This is a genomic window from Alloalcanivorax marinus, assembly GCF_016906305.1.
GTDB classification, from domain to species: Bacteria; Pseudomonadota; Gammaproteobacteria; order Pseudomonadales; family Alcanivoracaceae; genus Alloalcanivorax; species Alloalcanivorax marinus.
In genome coordinates this window covers 12,726-30,129 of sequence record NZ_JADDOL010000013.1, presented here as the reverse complement: position 1 = coordinate 30,129, position 17,404 = coordinate 12,726, and the positions used below count along the sequence as shown (strand labels likewise).

The following is a 17,404-nucleotide window of genomic DNA, read 5'->3' as shown; positions in this document are numbered from 1 at the left end:
CGACCCCGGTTTCCCGTACGCATAATCCCCTTCTATTAAAATAATGAATGCACCACCCTAAAGACGCCCCTGATCTTTTTGCTTACTCAATGTTTTCTTTAACGATCGTTCCGACAAAACAGCTATCCAATAAAGAAACAATGACAAAAAAAGTGAAACGCCAAAAAGATCCATAGGATCTATAACCTCGCCACTTCTGTAGGATATTAGTCGCCCCTTCGTGATAACTGGCAATAAATTCACCAGATGAATTGCCAAAGCCATGCTTATGTACATGCATGCACGATCTGAAACAAAAACTCGGCGCCTCCTTAGAACAAGAAAAACAGGAACACCAACAATAAAGAACAAGAAAAAAATCAAACTAAACGCAGAGTACTGATCAATCATTATTAACCCTTTCCCTATAAAAATAGAATGAATCTCTCAACAAAGAGCCTGCCGCCTGGCCTTCTTTATAAGGAATCATCACTGGGTGATTTGGCAATCCGTCAGGCACATAACCAGGAGGTCCAGGAGTGCCACTTAAGAATCCATCAACAACCCCAAGCACATTAGAACCCACGACATAATACTCAGCAGCGACGCCAGAACCATATATAGCATCCATTATTATAATATTTGCTCGCAGCCCGCCAATTGCAGCTGCTTCTTCCATCGCCATTTTATTGACAATCAGCCTGGTACCTAGCGCACGAGAACCCGTTGCAGCGGTTTGAGCCCCAACCCCACTCCAAAAAGGGACTTGCACAGTAGCAGCACTGCCGATGCTGGCGGCGGCGGGTGTCAACAGAGTTCCGCCAAAGACCGTCGCTCCTTGCGAGAACATCGCATCAGCAGCGTTTAGCCGCGCTTGGCTGAGAACATTAAGGTACTCCCCTGCCCCAATATCGGTTCCCATGTTCGTCAGAATCGGCGCTGGATAGCCAAACAATTCCTCTCCATAGGCGCCGTCCTCGATATCGTGAAGATGCGTCGCGTTAACGTAGCTATTGTTATATTGCCCCGCTGTCGCCTCAAAAGGCGCCGTTACCTCACCATCGTCATGGGATATGACTCCGGAATGCCCTGCCAGGCCCGAAAGAAAATCACCGGCGGCCTGTTGATCGTAGCCACTCAGAATGGCCAGGTCGCGCTGCCCGCCATCTTCCGCAAAGGCGCTATCAACCTGGCTCTGAGCTTGATAAAGCAGCTCCTTCAAAGCCTGCTCGTCCGATATCCCTCTTTCTACTGCATATTCCTTGTAATGATCCGCAATGAGCTTAAGTTCCGCCTTGTGCAGTTGCCGATTGTAGGTGTCCGCCTGCTTGGCGACCCAGGCGCCGGCCTCCACGTCACCGCCCGCCAGCGCGGCACCACCCAGGCCCGCCAGTTGCGCCGCCGCGGTGCGCGCCGCGTTTCCGTTGGAGAGAGTATCCAGGGAACCGGAAAGGAGCTGGTTGGCGCCGGCGCCTGCGGCGCCGCTGGCGAAGTCGCCCTGAGTGAGCCCGGTAACGGCGCCTCCAGTCAGGGCATGGAGTCCGGTCCGGCCCAGACCTCCCTCCACAAACAGGTCAAAGCCAAGGGCGTCTCCACCCGTCCCGGCACCTTCCGCGAGACGGTCAGCCAGGGACCCCACCTGATTGAAGGCCAGCGCGGAAAGCACGTTATTGCCCTGGCTTTCCAGATTGCCGATCAGGTGATCCTGGAAGCTGCCGCCCTGGATGGCGGCGGTGGCGCCGGCGTTGATCAGGCCTTGCCCGGCGCTGTGCGCCGCGAAGCCGAGGGCGCCTTGGGCGGTGCCCAGGTCGAAGCCACGGGTGATGGAGTTGATCGGGTCGCTTTGGATTCCAGCGGCTTTGCCGAAGTCCATATTGTCGAAGGCCGGGTCCAGCAGGCCGCTGGTGAGCCCGGCGGTGAGGCCGCCGACGGCCAGGCCGCGCAGGGTGTCGCCGCTGCCCAGGGTGTCCAGGGTGGCGCCCAGGTCACCGCCGTTGTTGATGGTGCTGGTCGTGGCGGTACTGGCGGCGCCGACCAGCATGGCGGTGGCGGCGGCGTTGCCCCAACCGGCGGCCACTCCGGTACTGGCGGCCGCCATGGCGGTGCCGGACCCGGCGGTGGCACCAGCCATGCCGCCTACCGCCGCGCTGGCCGCGCCAGCGGTCGCGGCCGCGACCACGATGGTCACCGCCAGGGCGGCGGCGGGGCCCATGCCCTGGCTGCTGTATTCCCAGCTGTCGTGGAGTTCGCGGACCTGGCGCCAGTCCACGTCACCGCGTTCGTAGGCGTCCTTCATCCAGGCCAGGTCCGGGTTTTCGGCGGCCATGCCGTCGATCATCCGTTCGACGGTTTGCTGGTCCACCTTTTTGACGTCGATGTGCAGGCCTTCGGCGGCGTCGATGGCGAGATTGCCGGCGGCGGCGATTTCGGTCTGGCGCAGGGTTTCGTCGGTGAAGCCCTGGCCCTCCATTTTCTGCCAGGCCAGGTCGCCCTGGCTCTTCTCGTGACTTTCCTGCACCAGATCCTTCACCGCCTCGAAGGTGATGTGTCCGCCGCTTTTCAGGGTGGTGTCGCCGCCGCTTTCCAGGCGGGCGGCCTGGTAGAGCTGGTCGCCGCCGCTGGTCAGAGTGAGGTCGCCGCCGGCGGTGGCGGTGCTGGTGACATGGTCGATGCGGGTCACTTCGTCCCGGCGCATGCTGTGGGCGCCGTAGTCGCCGTCCTTTTCGCTTTTGGCCAGGTGGTATTCGCTGTCGCGGGTAGCGAGGAAGGCGATGCCGCCGCCCGCCGCCAGGTACATATCGTCGCCGCTGGCCAGGTCGCTGCCGGCCACCAGCAGGTCGCCCCCGGCATCGACGGTGAGCGAGCCTCCGGCGCCGACGGCGGCTTTGCGCTGGCGGACGGTGTCGTGGGTGTATTGCTTTTCTTCCTGGCGGGTTTGCCGGTGGTAGTTTTCGTAGTCCCGGTCGGCGGCGGACTGGACGATGACGTCGCCACCGGCGGCGAGGGCGGCGTTGCCGCCGGCGCTGACGTCGGACGCGGTGATGCCGATGTTGCGACCGGCGGTGATCAGCAGGTCGCCGGTGGCGTCCACCTGGCTGGCGACTTGTTTAATGGTCCGGGTCTGATAGCGGCCGCCGTTGGCTTGCCCGTCGAAGCCTCGTTCCAGCGTCTGGCTTTCGATGCGTACATCACCGCCCGCGTTGAGCCCCACGGTATCGCCCCGCACGCGGCTGCCGATGACGGCGATGTCGCCGCCCGCGTCCAGCGACACGATGCCGGCGCCCTGGATCAGACCGGCGTCGCCGTGCCGGGTACGGCGGTGGGTGCCGTGGTCCCATTCGGCGACCACTTGCTCGGTCCAGGACTCATTGATGATGTCGCCCTGGCTGCGAATCGACACCAGGCCGGCGCGGACGGTGCCGCTTTGGTTCTTGACATCGCCGCGGGAATCGATGGCGAGGCCGGTGCCTGCTTGCAGGGTGCCTTCCAGGTTAACCACGCCCTTGTTGCCCGCCTGGATGTTCAGGCCATTGGCGGCGGCGATGATGCCGCTGTTGCCGAGGCCGCCGGCGCGCACATTGACGGTGTCGCCGGCGATCACCGCGCCTTCGCGGGTTAGCTGGCTGCTGCCCGGGGCCAGATAAAGCACCGGCACCAGCACCGCGTGACCGTCCACCTGCCGCTCCTCCATCCACACCATGTCCTGGCGAAGACCATCGATCTGCTCCGGGGTGAGGGCCACGCCCACGGCCAGTTCCAACCGCTCCGCTTCAAGCAGCGCATTGTCCATCAACCGTTGAAACTGTTGTTGGTCGGAATCCACATCGCCGTCCAGAAAACGGCGGCCGGTGGCGGCCAGCACGGCGTCGCGAATCAGCTGTGTCTCGTAGTAGCTGTCGCCAAGGCGTCGTGACGTCCGGTCCGGATCCAGTTCCAGGCGATCAAGGAGATAGCCGGAGCCCAGAAAGCCATCCAGAGTGGCGAACAACGGGTTGGTTTCGATCAGGTACGGATGATCCTCGGCCTCGACCACGGTATACAGGCTGCTGCGGTGGTCGAGAATGTCGCGCAGCCCCGCGCTGATGGTATCGATGACACGGCTGTCGTCACTCAGGTCCCAGGCCACCGGCGCCGGACCGTCGCCACCGGCACCGCCGTCACCGGGCTCGCCCGACCCGCCGTCGCCATAGTCACCCTCGTCCAACACCACCTCCTGATCGTAGCGCTCCTCGGTGTAGTTGCCGGCTTCGTCCTGGAAATCCAGTGTCAGGTCGCCGCCGGCGCTGATCACGCTGGCCACCTGCTCGCCCAAACCAACGCTGATGTCGCGCACGTCGGTGGTGACCATGCCGGCACCGGGCGCCGGCGCGTCCTTGGCGTTGTGCCATTCGCGACGGCCGGTGTAGAGGCTGCCGTGGCGCTTCAGTTCCAGCGCCTTATTGACCAGGCGATCCCCTTCCAGGTGAATATTGCCCGCCGCGGCGAGCGTGCTGTAGGCATTGTTCAGGGTGTCCGCGACCACCGTCAGGTCGCCGCCGGAGGAGAGCACCGATTGCACCGTCTCGGAGCCGGGATCGATGACGTCGTCGTAGAGTTCATCGCCAAAGCGGAAGTAAGAGATGCTGCCGTTGTCACAGGAGACGCCGTCACCCCAGTCGGCGCGCCGGGTGCCGCAGGTGAAATTACGCAGATACAGGCCACCGCCCTCCTCGCTCTCCAGCTTGGCACGGGTATGCGCCAGAAAGCGCTGATATTTCAGGGGCGCGCGCTCCTTGAGCAGTTGGGTGACACGGGCCACCACGTAGAAGCTCTCCGCCAGCGGGTTATCGGTGGCGTCGTCCGCTTCGCTGGGGCCGTAATAGAAGGTCTGCGGCTGGGTACCGATCATGGTGTCCTCGCGCGTGCCGCGCAGGGTCTCCTGGATAAACAGCACATCCGCCTCGCTCAGCAGGCCGCCGATCTGATCGTTGATGTAGTCGGTGTATTGTTCGACCCAGTAATCCACCCAGGCCTGGCGGGCGCCGCCGTTGCTGGCGAAGCGCACCAGCGCCGTGGAAAGGTCCGGATCGTGGATAAAGATCCGGTCTTCCTCGCTGAGCGCCACGTCGTCCTTGGACAGGCCCACCAGCATTATTTCCAGTGCCGCCAGGCCGCTGAGCGGTTCGCTCTTGCCCAGGATCACCTCGCGGCTGTTGTCCAGATACCGGGTAAAAATCGACAGATTTCCGCCATGGGTGGTGATCGTGCCGGAGTGGTTATTGACCCGCCCGGTCTTCGCCAGCGCCTCGTCCGCCGCGATCAACAGATCGCCGTTGGCGACGATATCGGCGTGGTCGTTGTCGAGGGTATCGACCACTCGCAGCGTCATGGCGCCACCACTGCCGATCAGGGCGCCGCCACGGTTGCGAAGGCGCTCGCCTTCAAACAGTACATCACCGGCAGCGCCCAGGGTGCCCTGCCCGGCGCCGGCGTTGTCGGTCCGCTCGTTGAGCAGCTCCCGAACCCGCAACGCCAGATCGCCACGCGCCATGATCAGGCCGCGATTGTTCAGCCGCTCGACGTCCTCAATAACCAGATGCCCGGCGGCGGTCATCGTACCGCCATCCTCGTTGTCCACGGCGGCGGCGGCGATCCGCATGGCACCGTCCGTTCGTAGCAGACCGGTGTTATTCAGATGCTCAACCTGCCCGGAAACCGACAGCCGTTCACCGGCTTCCAGCGTCCCCGCATTGGTAATCCCGGCGTGTTCGAGCAGCAGCTGATCGACCACGCTGATCAGCCCTTCGTTGATCAGAACCGCGCCGTCCAGCCGGGCGCCCGCGCCGGCCACCAGGCGGCCCCGCTGCCGTAGCAGGCCACCGCTTCGCACATTAAGCTCGCTGTTGGTGAGCATGTCGCCGTCGTTGATCAGAACGTCGCCCGCGTCCACGCTCAACGCGCCTTCCGCCTGCACAGAGCCCTGATTCTCCAGGCGGCCTCCGGTGCTCACATGGAGGGCGCCGACGGCCAGCAGGTCACCTTGATTGTCGAGAGTACCGGCGGTGACGGAAACGTCCTCCAGCCCCTGCAGATCGCCCCGGTTGCTGAAGTCTTCCTCCACGGCCACCGTCAGTGCCTGCTCGGCCACGATGGTTCCACGGTTATCCAGGGTGGCGGTTTCCAGCGTCACCGCGCCCGCACCGCTGACCAGGGCTCGGTTTTCCAGGGCGTCCGCCTTCAAGTGCACCTCGCCGGAGGATTGCAGCCGGCCTTCCCGGTGAATCACCGTGGCGGCCTCGATATCCAGCCGGTCGCCGCCATGCATCAATCCACGATTGTCGACCTCGGCGGCGCCGACACTCAGCACGCCGTCGGCGACGGTTTCCGCGCCGGCGGTATTCTCCAGCCGCTCCGCATCGATCCGCATCCGGCCACCGGCGGTGGCGGCGCCGTCCTGACGCACGCTGGTCGCCGTCAGGTTCAGATCACCATTGGCGGCCAGTGTCCCCTGATTGTTCAGATCGCCGGCCTCAAGGCGCGCATTAGCGCCCGCAACCACCGTTCCCTGATTATCCAGCCGTTCGCCGGCGCGCAGGATGACCTCACCGCCGGCCAGATCACCGGCGTTGTCCAGGCTGTTGGTGTTCACCGTCAGCCGGTCCACGCCCAGCCACTCCGCGTCCGCCTCCAGCCGCGCGGTGTTCAGGGTCATCTCCACCACGTCGGCGGAGGTGGTGCCGGTTACGGCCCGCCAGGCATCGGCCTGCACGTCGATCCGGTCTCCCGCCACCAGATGGCCGTTGGCGGTCACATCGGCGGCGGCCAGCTGCACGGACTCCGAGGCGCTCAAGTGGCTGAAACTGAGGCGACCATTGGCGCTCAACGTCAGATCGCCGTTTTGCGCCGCCACCGGGGCGTCCAGGCGTACACCCACGCCACTCTCGTTGCCGATCAGCCGGATACGATTGGCGTACATGCCGCCCAGGGCGGCGGCATCAATGGCGAAGGCGGGTGTCTCGCCGTCCAGGCTCTCCGCCGACAGCCCTTCCGTGGCCAGCGTTCGCGGGTCCACCCGCTGCCGGCCGGCGATCACATTGAGCTGATCGGCATTGATGGCACCGGCCAGGGACACCGACCGGGCGATCAGATCGAAGCGATCCACATTACCGGTATTGGCGCCGTCCGCGCCGATGTGAATACGCCCCCCTTGCACGTCAAAGGTCTGCAGGGCGCCGTCCGCGTTCATCAAGGCACGGCCGGTGGTCAGAGTGGCGTGGTCGGTATTGATAAAGCCGCAGCCGTTGCAGGTGATGCCGTTGGGATTGGCGATTACCACGTCGGCGCGGGCGCCGCCCACTTCCAGATAGCCGTTCAGCGCGGATGGGTTGGCGCCAATCACCTCATTGAGAATCAGGCGGGCCGATCCGTTCTTCAGGTTGGGATTGGCTTCGATGTAACCGGCCAGTTCGGTCTGGCTGAGCCCCCGCCCGTTATTCAGGATCAGGCCCTGTCGGTCGACGTTAAGGTCCTGGTAGAAGTTGTGCGAAACGCCGGCGCCATTGGGGTTGCGAATGTTGACCACCGGTACCCCGTTGGCGGCACGATCCACGCCGCCGGCAGTGGGCGTCACGCCGTCGGCGGCGGCCAGCAGCGGCTGCCAGATCAGCAGTAGCGAGAGCGCGTACGCCAATGCCGGCCGTGCCCTTCCGTGGGCCTCAGAACTGAACGTACAGACTTGCCAGGGCTGTGTATTCATGGTCCGTCATCTCCGTTGAATGTTGCTGCAAAGGCCAGCTCACCTGCGTGGTCAGCTGCAGGTCGCGATAGCCCACCGCCAGACCGGCGGTGGTCGAGGACAGCCGCGCGAACTCCATCTCGGGCGGGTCGCCGGGCACCACGCCCAGATCCCAGGCGACAAAAGGCTTCAGGCTCACCGGTCCGGTGAGCGGCGGATACAGGTCGAACTGCACGGTGCCGGCGGCGGCGGAATTGCCGCTCACCGACAGGCTGTCGTAACCGCGCACCGCGGCGGCGGAAGCCAGGGAAAGGCGCTCGGAGGGGAACAGCGCATCGCGGCTGTACTGTCCATTGAGGCGGACCTGCAAGGCTCCGTACCAATCCGGGAAAAAGCGGCTGGCGGATAGGAACAGCTGGTAGCGGCTGTGAATCGGGTCGGCCACCTCCGCATCCACGGGCAGGTCGGTGGCCGGGCCGGCGGCCCAGGTCCGCTCCGCGGTGAGGCTGCCGGCCAGCTGCACCTGGCCCACCCGGGACTTGCCGCTCAGGCGCAGTCCACCGGTGCGCAGCCGATAGCTGCTCACCTGGATGGTGGTGTCCTCAATGCGGTTGCCAACCCGGGTGTAGGCGCCCAGCAGCGTCAGCGACAGCCGCGCGCGCTGCGAGCGATGCAGCACCCGGGTCAGTTCCAGGCGGGAAATCTCGGTGATGCCGGAAGAATCGAAGCGCTGGAAGATGCCGGCCACGTCGCTTTGATAGGCCTGCCGGCTGTAGCCGCCGGCCAGATTCCAGTAGCCCAGACTGACGTCGTAATCGAGACTGGCGCCCCAGGCCCGGTCGGAGAACTCCCGGTCCAGGTCGCTGTTCAGCCCCAGGGACAGCCGGTCGGCAAGACCGAAGGGGCTGCCCCAGTCCAGGGACAGCTGGCCGGTACCGTGGGTAACGTCGCCGTAGTGCTTCTCGTTGACCACCAGGCTGCCCTGCCAGGCACGGGGCCAGTCGGCGCGGCCGAGCACCACGGTATCGCCCTGCTCCGTACCGGGCGCCAGATCCATTTCCGCGTCCAGGTGAGGCAGCCGGGCCAGATTCTCCACGCCCTGTTCCAGGGCGCGCAGGTTGAGCAAATCCCCCGGCGACAAAGGCACGGCTCGCCGCAGCAGGGCGTCATCGAGCCCCTCCCCGCGCAGGGCTTCAACGCGGCCGGGCACCACCAGCAGAGTGAGCCCGCCATCGTCGATCTCCTGCTCCGGCAGCAATACCCGGCTGGTAATGAACCCGCGCTCGATCAGGCGGTTGGTCAGCAGCGATTGCAGCCCGCGAATGTCCGTGAGGCTGAGACAGCGGCCTCGCCATTCCCGCAGAGCGGCGGACAGCCAGTCGCCAAACGGCGGTGCCTGCCCGTCTGGCGTGGTCAGGGTGAAACGATCGATCGGGAAGCAGCGATCCGATGCGGCGCCCTCGGGACGCGGCGCAGGCACCGCGGGCCGCTGGCCGGGCACGCGCATTTCCTCGAGGCGCTGTTCCTGGCGCAACTGCTCCTGCTGTTGCAGACGGTCGTACATGCGTTGCTGTGGGTCGGGCTGCGCCGCAGCGGTCCCGGCGGCCAGAGCGGCCGCGCACAGCACGGAAATGAAGAGCTTGATGGTTCCTTCCCCCGAGCCTGATTCCTTGGCAATGTCCGCCCTCCGGCCCCCACCGGTTTATACAGGGTCAGACTTTATTCCGAAGCTCAGTATAGGAAGCACGCCCCATCGATCCAGAGAGAAGGCAAGAAAATGCATCTTGAACGATTTTTCTTTGAACTCACTCACACAGGCGCAGCGAGCCGGGTCACTCCGCCGCGTCCGTGGCCACCCGATAGAGCAAGGCATCCTCGTAGCCGCTGGTGATCGGCCACAGTCCGCACAGCTGGCGGTCCAGGTCCGGGTCGCCGGTGTCCACCACCAGGGGGCGGCCGTCCAGGGTGGCGAGTTTGGTACGGCTGGCCAGGATCTGAATATGGGCCTTGCCGAGGCGGCGGATCACCGCCGGGCTGAACTGCTGGTTGCCGCGGCCGAACAGGTGGCCCTGGCCGCCGATCACGGTGAGCAGGGCGCGGGCCGGGGCGTCATCGCCGATGATCTCGAGGATTTGTTCGGCGCCCACGTCGGCGGCCACCACCTGTTCGTTGCGCACGATGTCCACGCCCAGCAGGGTGTTGGGCAGGCCGAGTTGTTCCATCACCGTGGCCACGGTGGAGCCCGACCCCACCAGGTAATACGTGTCCGCTTCCAGGTGGTCGATCACCGAGGCGGCGATTTCGGTGACCACCAGATCCTCCACCTCGCGGCCGCCGCATTTGACCTGCTGCAGGTAGCGGCCTTCGGCGGGCACCTGGAGTTCACCGTAGTGGCGGGCGCGGACTTCGCCACGGCGGAAAGCGTCCTCGTCGATGTCGCGGACTTCCGCCTGGTGCAACGCCACCAGACCGCCCCGGACCAGATCCGCCAGCAGTCCGCCGGCGGCCTCCGGGTTGATGGCGTAGACCGCCGAGTGCATTTTGCAGCCGGCGGGCACGCCCAGCACCGGAACCGCTTCGCCCACCGCGTCCACCAGATCCCGGGCGGTGCCGTCGCCGCCGGCGAACAGCAGCAGCTGGGCGCCGGCGTCGAGCAGGGCGCGGGCCGCCTGGCGGCTGTGTTCGGCGTCGCTGGGCGACGGCGAGGTGCCGATCACCTCCGCCGGCAAGCCGGCGGCCCGGCAACTTTGCTCGCCCATGTCGCCGCCCCAGGTGAGCACACGCAGGTGGCCGGCCTGGCCGGCCACCGCCTTCAGGGCGCGGGTCATACGCGCCACCGCCATGGGTTCGGCGCCCCGGCGCAGGGCTTCTTCCCGGGTGTCGGCGCCGTCGCTGCCCTTGAGGCCGACGGCGCCGCCGAGGCCGGCGAACGGGTTGACCAGCACACCGAGAATCAGCGGTTCGCGCGGGTTTGTCATAAAACGATCACACCTTTTCCGAACAATGGCCGCGTCAGGGAACACAGCGGAGAAATGACAATGCACCGTCTCAACTATTCACAGGGTTCCAGCCGCCGGGAGTTCAACGGCGCCGCCGTGGTCGACGAGCAGGGCCGCGAAATCCCGATCACCGAAGCGATGATCCTCAGAGCCTGCCGGGAGCTGGAAAAGCAGTGGCAATTCCCCTCCCCGGCCCGCAAGGCGGGTTGAGCAGGCGGCGTGCCCGCCGCCATCGCGGCTGAAGCCGCTCCTACCAGGACGGTGCCACCGTAGGAGCGACGTCGACCGCGATCACTCCGACGCGAAAAGCCGGCCGACCAGCGGCTTGAACGGCGCCGCCACCTCGCCCTGGTGGCGCCAGTAGAGCAGTTCGTGACGGGGCGGATAATGCTTGCGCAGGGCGTCGAAGGCGACGCCCGGGTCGTCGCCGGCCAGGGCCTCGCGCAGGCGCCGGTCGTCCTCGTGCAGGCGGTAGGCCCGCCGCAGCAGGGCCAGCAGGTCCGCTTCATCATGGACCGGCGCGTCCAGGGTCTTGCCGCTCACCGGCGGCGTCGCGCCGGGGGCCGCCTCGCCGGCCCAACGGCACCAGGCATCGTGGAGCATGGCGGTGCCACGCCATTTCCCCTCCACGCTGTAGCCCGCCACATGGGGCGAGCCCAGCCATACCCGCTCGAGCAGTGCCGGGTCCGGGCGCGGTTCGTTCTCCCACACATCCAGCAGGGTCAGCGGCCCCTGGCCGGCGGCCAGCCGCCGGGCCAGGGCCCGGTTGTCGATGACCGCGCCACGGCAGGTACTGATCAACGTCTGCTCCGGCCCGAGCAGGGCCAGGCGCTCCGCGTCGAGCAGATGCCGGGTAGCGTCCTCGCCGTCCAGCGTAAGCGGTACATGCAGTGTAATCAGGTCCGCGTCCAGCACCGCGTCCAGGCCGGTCAGTGGCACCGGCGCGCGGGCGCCGCTCCGGGCCAGCGGCGGATCGCAGCCGATCACGGTGGCGCCCAAAGCGTTCAGCCAGGCGGCCACCCGGCCGCCCACGTTGCCCAGGCCGACCACGCCGACGCGGCTCTCGTGCAGGGCCCGGCCCTGGCGCTGGCAGGCCAGAAGCAGCGCCTGCAGCACGTACTCGGCCACGGCCCGGGCGTTGCAGCCGGGGGCGTGGGCGAAGGCAATGCCAAGCGCGTCCAGCGCCGCCCGGTCCACGTGATCGGTGCCGATGGTGGCGGAGCCGACAAAGCGCACCGGGGTGCCCTCCAGCAGCGCCCGGTCGACGCGGGTCACCGAGCGCACCAGCAGCACCTCGGCGTCGGCGAGCGCGTCGCGGGTCAGGGTCCGGCCGTTGACGCGGGTGACGGTGCCCCGGCGCTCGAAGCATTCCAGGGCGGGCATGTTTTCGTCGGCGACGATGTGCATTCGGGTTTTTCTCCTCAAGACCGCAACCGGTTTCGCAACAGCGCCTCGGCGGTGTCCTGGACCGCCCGGGTGTAGGGCGCGCCGAAGAGGTTGTGGTGATTGAGCAGATGATACAGGTTGTAAAGCCGGGCGCGGTGCTGGAATTCCGGTTCCCGGGGATTCTGTCCGTAGGCGCGGTAGAACACTTCCGGCACGCTGCCGAACAGGGCCAGCATGGCCAGGTCGGTCTCGGCGTGGCCGTGGTACACCGCCGGGTCGTAGACCACCGGGGTGCCGTCGGCCAGGGCCGCCAGATTGCCCTGCCAGAGATCGCCGTGCAGCAATGCGGGGCGGATCTCCAGGCCGTCCAGCCAGGCCGGCACCCGGTCCATGACCGCCGCCACGGCGTCGGCGGTGTCCGCCGGCAGCCCCCGCCCCAGGGCCAGCCGCCGCTGCGGGGCCAGGCGTCGGCGCACGAAGAAGGTGGCCCAGTCGTCTTCCTGTCGGTTGCATTGCGGGGTGGCGCCGATCCAGTTGTCCCGGTGGTGGCCGAAGCGCTTCCCGGTGACCCGGTGCATCGCTCTCAAGGCCTCACCGAAGCGCGCCCACTCCCGGTCGCCTAATGGCCGCGTGTCGAGCCACTCCAGGATCAGGGCGTGGCCGCCGGCCAGGGGACCCTGGTGGATCACCCTCGGCACCCGGATCGCCGGCGCCAGCGCGCACAGGCCGTCGGCCTCCGCCGCCAGGGCGTCGCCGTCGGGCAGCCATTTGAAAAAGAAGCGTTGTCCGTCCCGGTGCAGAGCGCCGGTCTGGCCGGTGGCGCTGCCGGCGGACAGGCCGAGGCGGCAGGTGCCCGGCGGGCACCGCCACAGGGCGTCCAGTTCCCGCCGTGCCCGCTCGCGGTCCAGAGTCGTTGGTCGGCCGTGCTCATTCATGGCCGCCATCATAGGCGCCGGCCCGGGCACCGGGCCAGCCCGCTCAGCCGGCTCTTTCCCTCGGCCCGCTTAGCCGCTCAGGGCGCGGCGCCGGTATTCGCCGGGGGCGCAGCCTTTCCAGCGTTTGAAGGCGTGGTAGAAATTGGCGGTGTCGGAAAAACCCAGGTAGACGGCCAGGGCCTGCATGTCGCAGCCGCTCTCCAGCAACCGCTGGCAGGCGCAGCGCATGCGCACCTGGTCACGCAGACGGGCGAACTGGACGCCCTCCTCGCGCAGCCGCCGTTGCAGGGTGCGCGGGGTCATGCCCAGATCAGCGGCCACCCGCTCCACGGTCAGCGCGCCCTGGCTCAGGCCCAGCCCGGCGCGCAGCCGGTCCCGCACCCGCGCCACGATGCCCCCTTCCCGCCGCCGCAGCGCCAGCAACCGCGCGGCGCGGTACTCCAGACGGCGCCGGTAGGCCGGCCGCGCCCCGGGCAAGGGCTGGCCGAGCAGCGCCGGAGAAAACTCGATGCCGTTGCGGGCGGCGCCGAAGCGCAGCGGGCAATCGAAGAACCGCTCGTAGTCGCTCAGGCCGCCGGGCACCGGCCGTCGCAGCATGGCCCGGTGGATCGGCAGCTTGCCACCCAGCAACGACCGGCCCACCGCCACCAGGGTGGTGACCAGCAGATCGTCCCGCGCCGGGTCGTCGTCGGCCGGCGGCCCGTCGCCGTCCTCCACGGTCAGCGCGCAATGGTGTTCGCCCCGGGTGAGGCGGAAATCCAGGTGCGGTACCAGCAGGTCCTTGTAATCGAACCAGGCGTCCAGAGCCTGCTCCAGGGTGGCCGATGCCGCCATCAAATGGCCGGGCAGGCGCAACCGGGTATAGTGTTGCCCGCGGCCAAGCCGCAGGCCCCGGGTCGGGTCCCGCTCCGTGCCGACGCCACTCTCCAGCAACCGCTCAAGCGGTTCCCCACGGGAAAACGGGTCGACTCCGGACGCGGGCGGGTGCTTTCCCACCATGACGTTCCCTCTTTTCATTATTATTCGATGCCCCCTATGGGACGATGATGGCACCACGCCTGCATTGACCCCGAGATTCGCCGCGACCGTCGCACCGGTCAAGCGCCCCGGTACAAGCCGCTGGTGACCGGCAAACAGGATCGGTACTCTTGGAAGCCACGAAGGACGAGGACGTTATGCTTAAACGCTACTTCATCGACGAAGTGACCGGCACCCGCGCTTCCCCCCGCCAGGCGTTTTCCCTGTTCAGCCAGGTTCAGGACTGGTCCGACTGGTGTTCGGTGGTGCGCCATGCACGGCTGTTCGGCGGCCAGTGGCGCCCGGGCGCCGCCCTGCTGTTCGTCGCCGATCTGCCCCGGCTGCCGCCGGCGCCGGTGGTGGTCCGGGTGCACGAGTACCGCGAAAACGAATGCATCGCCTGGGGCCTGGATCTGCCCATGGCCCGGCTGATCCACCGCTTCACCTTTCTCGACGACGGCGCCGGCGGTTGCCGGGTGCACCAGGAAGAGTGGTCCGAGGGCCTGCTGACCTTGCTGACGCTGCCCGCCGGTCGCCTGATTCACCGCTTCGACCAGCGCTTCGCCGCCGAATTCGCGGCCATGTTCTAGCCTCTTCCACGGCACCCATTCAAGCACTCACTTTAAGCACTCACTTCAAGCACCAGGGGGAATCCCAATGATGTCCAGACTGTTCCGCGCCTATTGCGCCCTGGTGCTGCGCCACCCCGTTTTCTGGCTGCTGGTGGTGGCACTGGTGTGCGGCACCGCCGCCTGGCAGGCCCGTCACTTCAAGCTGGACGCGTCCGCGGAATCCCTGACCCTGGAAAACGATCAGGCGCTGGAATACTACCGGGGCATCGCCAAGCAGTACGGCGGCAGCGATTTCCTGGTGGTCACCTACACGCCCAAGGACGCGCCCCTGTTCCAGTGCGACACTCTGAACCGTCTGGAGCAATTGCAGAACGAACTGAAGGGCGTGGATCAGGTGGCCTCGGTGTACAGCCTGCTGGACGTGCCGCTGCTGTTCAGCCCCAAGGTGGAATTCACCGATCTGTCCGAGGGCTACCGCACCCTGCTGGACGGCGATGTGGACCTGAGCCTGGCGGAGCGGGAGTTCACCGACGAGAACCCGCTGTACGAGGATTTGCTGGTCAGCGACGACGGCCGCACCACCGCCATGCTGATCACCTTCCAGCGCGACGAGCGGTTCTTCGAGCTGCTCAACCGCCGCAACGCCCTGCGCGAGAAAGAGCGCCAGGGCGAGCTGAGCGACGCCGAGGCGGAGGAACTGGAGCGGGTGGCGGCCACCTTCAGCGACTACAACAGCCAGGTGCAGACGCGCACCAGCCAGCGCATCGAAACCATCCGCGGCATCATGGACGGCTACCGGGACCGGGCCCAGCTGTTCCTGGGCGGCGTACCGATGATCGCCTCGGACATGATCGGCTTTATCCAGTCCGACCTGGAAATCTTCGGGCTGGGCGTCCTGCTGTTTCTGATTCTCACCCTGTTCCTGATTTTCCGGCGGCCGCGCTGGGTGGTGGTGCCGCTGGCCTGCTGCGCGGTCACCGCCCTGGTGGTCACCGGCTGGCTCGGTTTCATGGATTGGAAGGTCACCGTGATCAGCAGCAACTATCTGTCGCTGCTTCTGATCATCACCATGTCGATCACCATCCACCTGACCGTGCGCTACCGGGAGCTGCACGAGGAAAACCCGGGCGCCACCCAGGCCTGGCTGCTGCGCGAAACCGCCGCCCACATGATGCGCCCCAGCGTCTACATGATCCTCACCACCATGGTGGGCTTCTCCTCCCTGGTGATCAGCGATATCCGCCCGGTGATCGATTTCGGCTGGATGATGACCCTGGGCCTGGGCGTGGCCCTGGTGACCTGCTTTCTGGTGTTTCCCGCCCTGCTCGCCCGGCTCTCGCCGGGCCAGCCCCGCCAGGGCCGTGACCTGACCCGGCAGGTGACGCTGGGGTTCGCCGGCTTCACCGAGCGCCACCGCGCCGCCCTGTTGCTGCTCACCGTGGTCGGGCTGGCCGCCGCCCTGTGGGGCATGACCCGGCTCACCGTGGAAAACCGCTTTATCGACTATTTCCAGAAAGACACGGAAATCTACCAGGGCATGCTGCAGATCGACCGCAAACTGGGCGGCACCACGCCCCTGGACATCGTCATCGACGCACCGCCGCGCGACACCCGGGCCAAGCCCTCCGCCGCCGGCTCCGGTGCCGGTGAGTCCGACGGCTTCGCCCGGGTGGAAGCGGACCCCTTCGACGCCCCCGCCGGCAATAGCGGCGGCGACGGCTTCGGCGCCGTGGAGCAGGACCCGTTCGCCGAGGCCGCCGGCTCCGGAGACGATTTCGGCGGCGGCGAGGACCCGTTCGCCAGCAGCGCCCCGGGCGACGACACGGACGCCGGGGATCGCGGCCCGGACCTGCAGGGGGCCTATTGGTACACGCCGCAGCGCCTGGACCGCATCAGCGAGATCGAGAGCTATCTGAAGTCCCTGCCGGAAACCGGCAAGGTGCTGTCCATCGCCACCACCTACGAGGTGGCCAAGAAGATCAACGAGGGTCCGCTCAGCTATGTGCAGCTGATGCTGCTGGCCAGTTTCATTCCCGACGATCTGCGCAGCCAGCTGGTGCGCCCCTACCTGTCCGACGACGGCCGGCAGATCCGCATCAGCGTGCGGGTGGTGGATTCCTACCCGGGCCTGAACCGCAACGACCTGCTGGACAAGATCAACGACGATCTGGTGGCGAAGTTCGATCTGCAACCGGAGCAGGTGCATCTGACCGGCGCCATGGTGCTCTACAACAACATGCTGCAGAGCCTGTTCGACTCCCAGATCAAGACGCTGGGTTACGTATTCGTGGCTATCCTGGTGATGCTGCTGTTGCTGTTCCGGTCGCTGCCGGTGGCGCTGATCAGCATGGTGCCGAGCCTGGTGAGCGCGGCCACGGTGCTGGGGCTGATGGGCTGGATCGGTCTGCCGCTGGATCTGATGACCATCACCATCACCGCCATCACCATCGGCATCGCCGTGGACGACACCATCCACTATGTGCACCGTTTTCATGAGGAGTGGCCCCGGGACCGGGACTACGCCGCCACCATGCGCCGCTGCCATGCTTCCATCGGCAAGGCCATGTACTACACCTCGCTGGTGATCATCGCCGGGTTCTCGATCCTGGCGTTCTCCAACTTCAATCCGACGGTCTACTTCGGGTTGCTGACGGGGCTGGCGATGCTGGTGGCGCTGCTCAGCAACCTGACGCTGCTGCCGGCGTTGCTGATCACCGTGAAGCCGAAACTGCGCGCCGCCCGGGAGGCGGCTTGATGCGCGGTTGATCGCGACTGAAGCGGTACGCCGCCCGGCCGCTCCTA

General features: G+C 66.4%; 9 protein-coding genes. 3 read left to right on the top strand and 6 right to left on the bottom strand.

What is annotated here, in order from left to right; all coding sequences use genetic code 11:
• Positions 1 to 382: 382 nt before the first annotated feature.
• From IM760_RS11980 to IM760_RS11970, 3 genes are all read right to left on the bottom strand, one after another.
• Complete coding sequence (locus IM760_RS11980) at positions 383 to 7,648, bottom strand: two-partner secretion domain-containing protein (RefSeq protein ID WP_204429569.1); 7,266 nt, start codon at positions 7,646 to 7,648, stop codon at positions 383 to 385.
• A gap of 25 nt (positions 7,649 to 7,673) precedes the next feature.
• A complete protein-coding gene (locus tag IM760_RS11975) occupies positions 7,674 to 9,257 on the bottom strand; it encodes a ShlB/FhaC/HecB family hemolysin secretion/activation protein (protein WP_204429568.1) in 1,584 nt (527 codons plus the stop codon).
• Between the two features lie 268 nt (positions 9,258 to 9,525).
• Complete coding sequence (locus tag IM760_RS11970) at positions 9,526 to 10,671, bottom strand: ATP-NAD kinase family protein (protein WP_204429567.1); 1,146 nt, start codon at positions 10,669 to 10,671, stop codon at positions 9,526 to 9,528.
• Between the two features lie 60 nt (positions 10,672 to 10,731).
• Here IM760_RS11970 and IM760_RS11965 point away from each other — a divergent pair, with 60 nt between their 5' ends.
• Positions 10,732 to 10,902 (top strand): PA1571 family protein, encoded by a 171-nt coding sequence (locus IM760_RS11965; protein ID WP_204429565.1) that lies wholly within the window; start codon positions 10,732 to 10,734, stop codon positions 10,900 to 10,902.
• 81 nt (positions 10,903 to 10,983) lie between these two features.
• Here IM760_RS11965 and IM760_RS11960 read toward each other — a convergent pair whose 3' ends face one another.
• The 3 genes from IM760_RS11960 to IM760_RS11950 all read right to left on the bottom strand — a co-directional run bounded on the left by IM760_RS11960 (position 10,984) and on the right by IM760_RS11950 (position 14,012).
• Entirely contained in the window at positions 10,984 to 12,099 is a 1,116-nt protein-coding gene (locus IM760_RS11960; protein WP_204429563.1) for a 4-phosphoerythronate dehydrogenase, read from the bottom strand.
• 14 nt (positions 12,100 to 12,113) lie between these two features.
• Positions 12,114 to 13,013 (bottom strand): fructosamine kinase family protein, encoded by a 900-nt coding sequence (locus IM760_RS11955; protein ID WP_204429561.1) that lies wholly within the window; start codon positions 13,011 to 13,013, stop codon positions 12,114 to 12,116.
• 69 nt (positions 13,014 to 13,082) lie between these two features.
• On the bottom strand, positions 13,083 to 14,012 hold the full coding sequence (locus tag IM760_RS11950; protein ID WP_204429559.1) for an AraC family transcriptional regulator: 930 nt from the start codon (positions 14,010 to 14,012) through the stop codon (positions 13,083 to 13,085).
• 176 nt (positions 14,013 to 14,188) lie between these two features.
• Here IM760_RS11950 and IM760_RS11945 point away from each other — a divergent pair, with 176 nt between their 5' ends.
• Positions 14,189 to 14,620: an SRPBCC family protein gene (locus IM760_RS11945; protein WP_204429555.1), complete on the top strand. Its 432-nt coding sequence runs from the start codon at positions 14,189 to 14,191 to the stop codon at positions 14,618 to 14,620.
• Positions 14,621 to 14,687: 67 nt separating this feature from the next.
• A complete protein-coding gene (locus IM760_RS11940; RefSeq protein ID WP_204429553.1) occupies positions 14,688 to 17,357 on the top strand; it encodes an efflux RND transporter permease subunit in 2,670 nt (889 codons plus the stop codon).
• Positions 17,358 to 17,404: the final 47 nt, after the last annotated feature.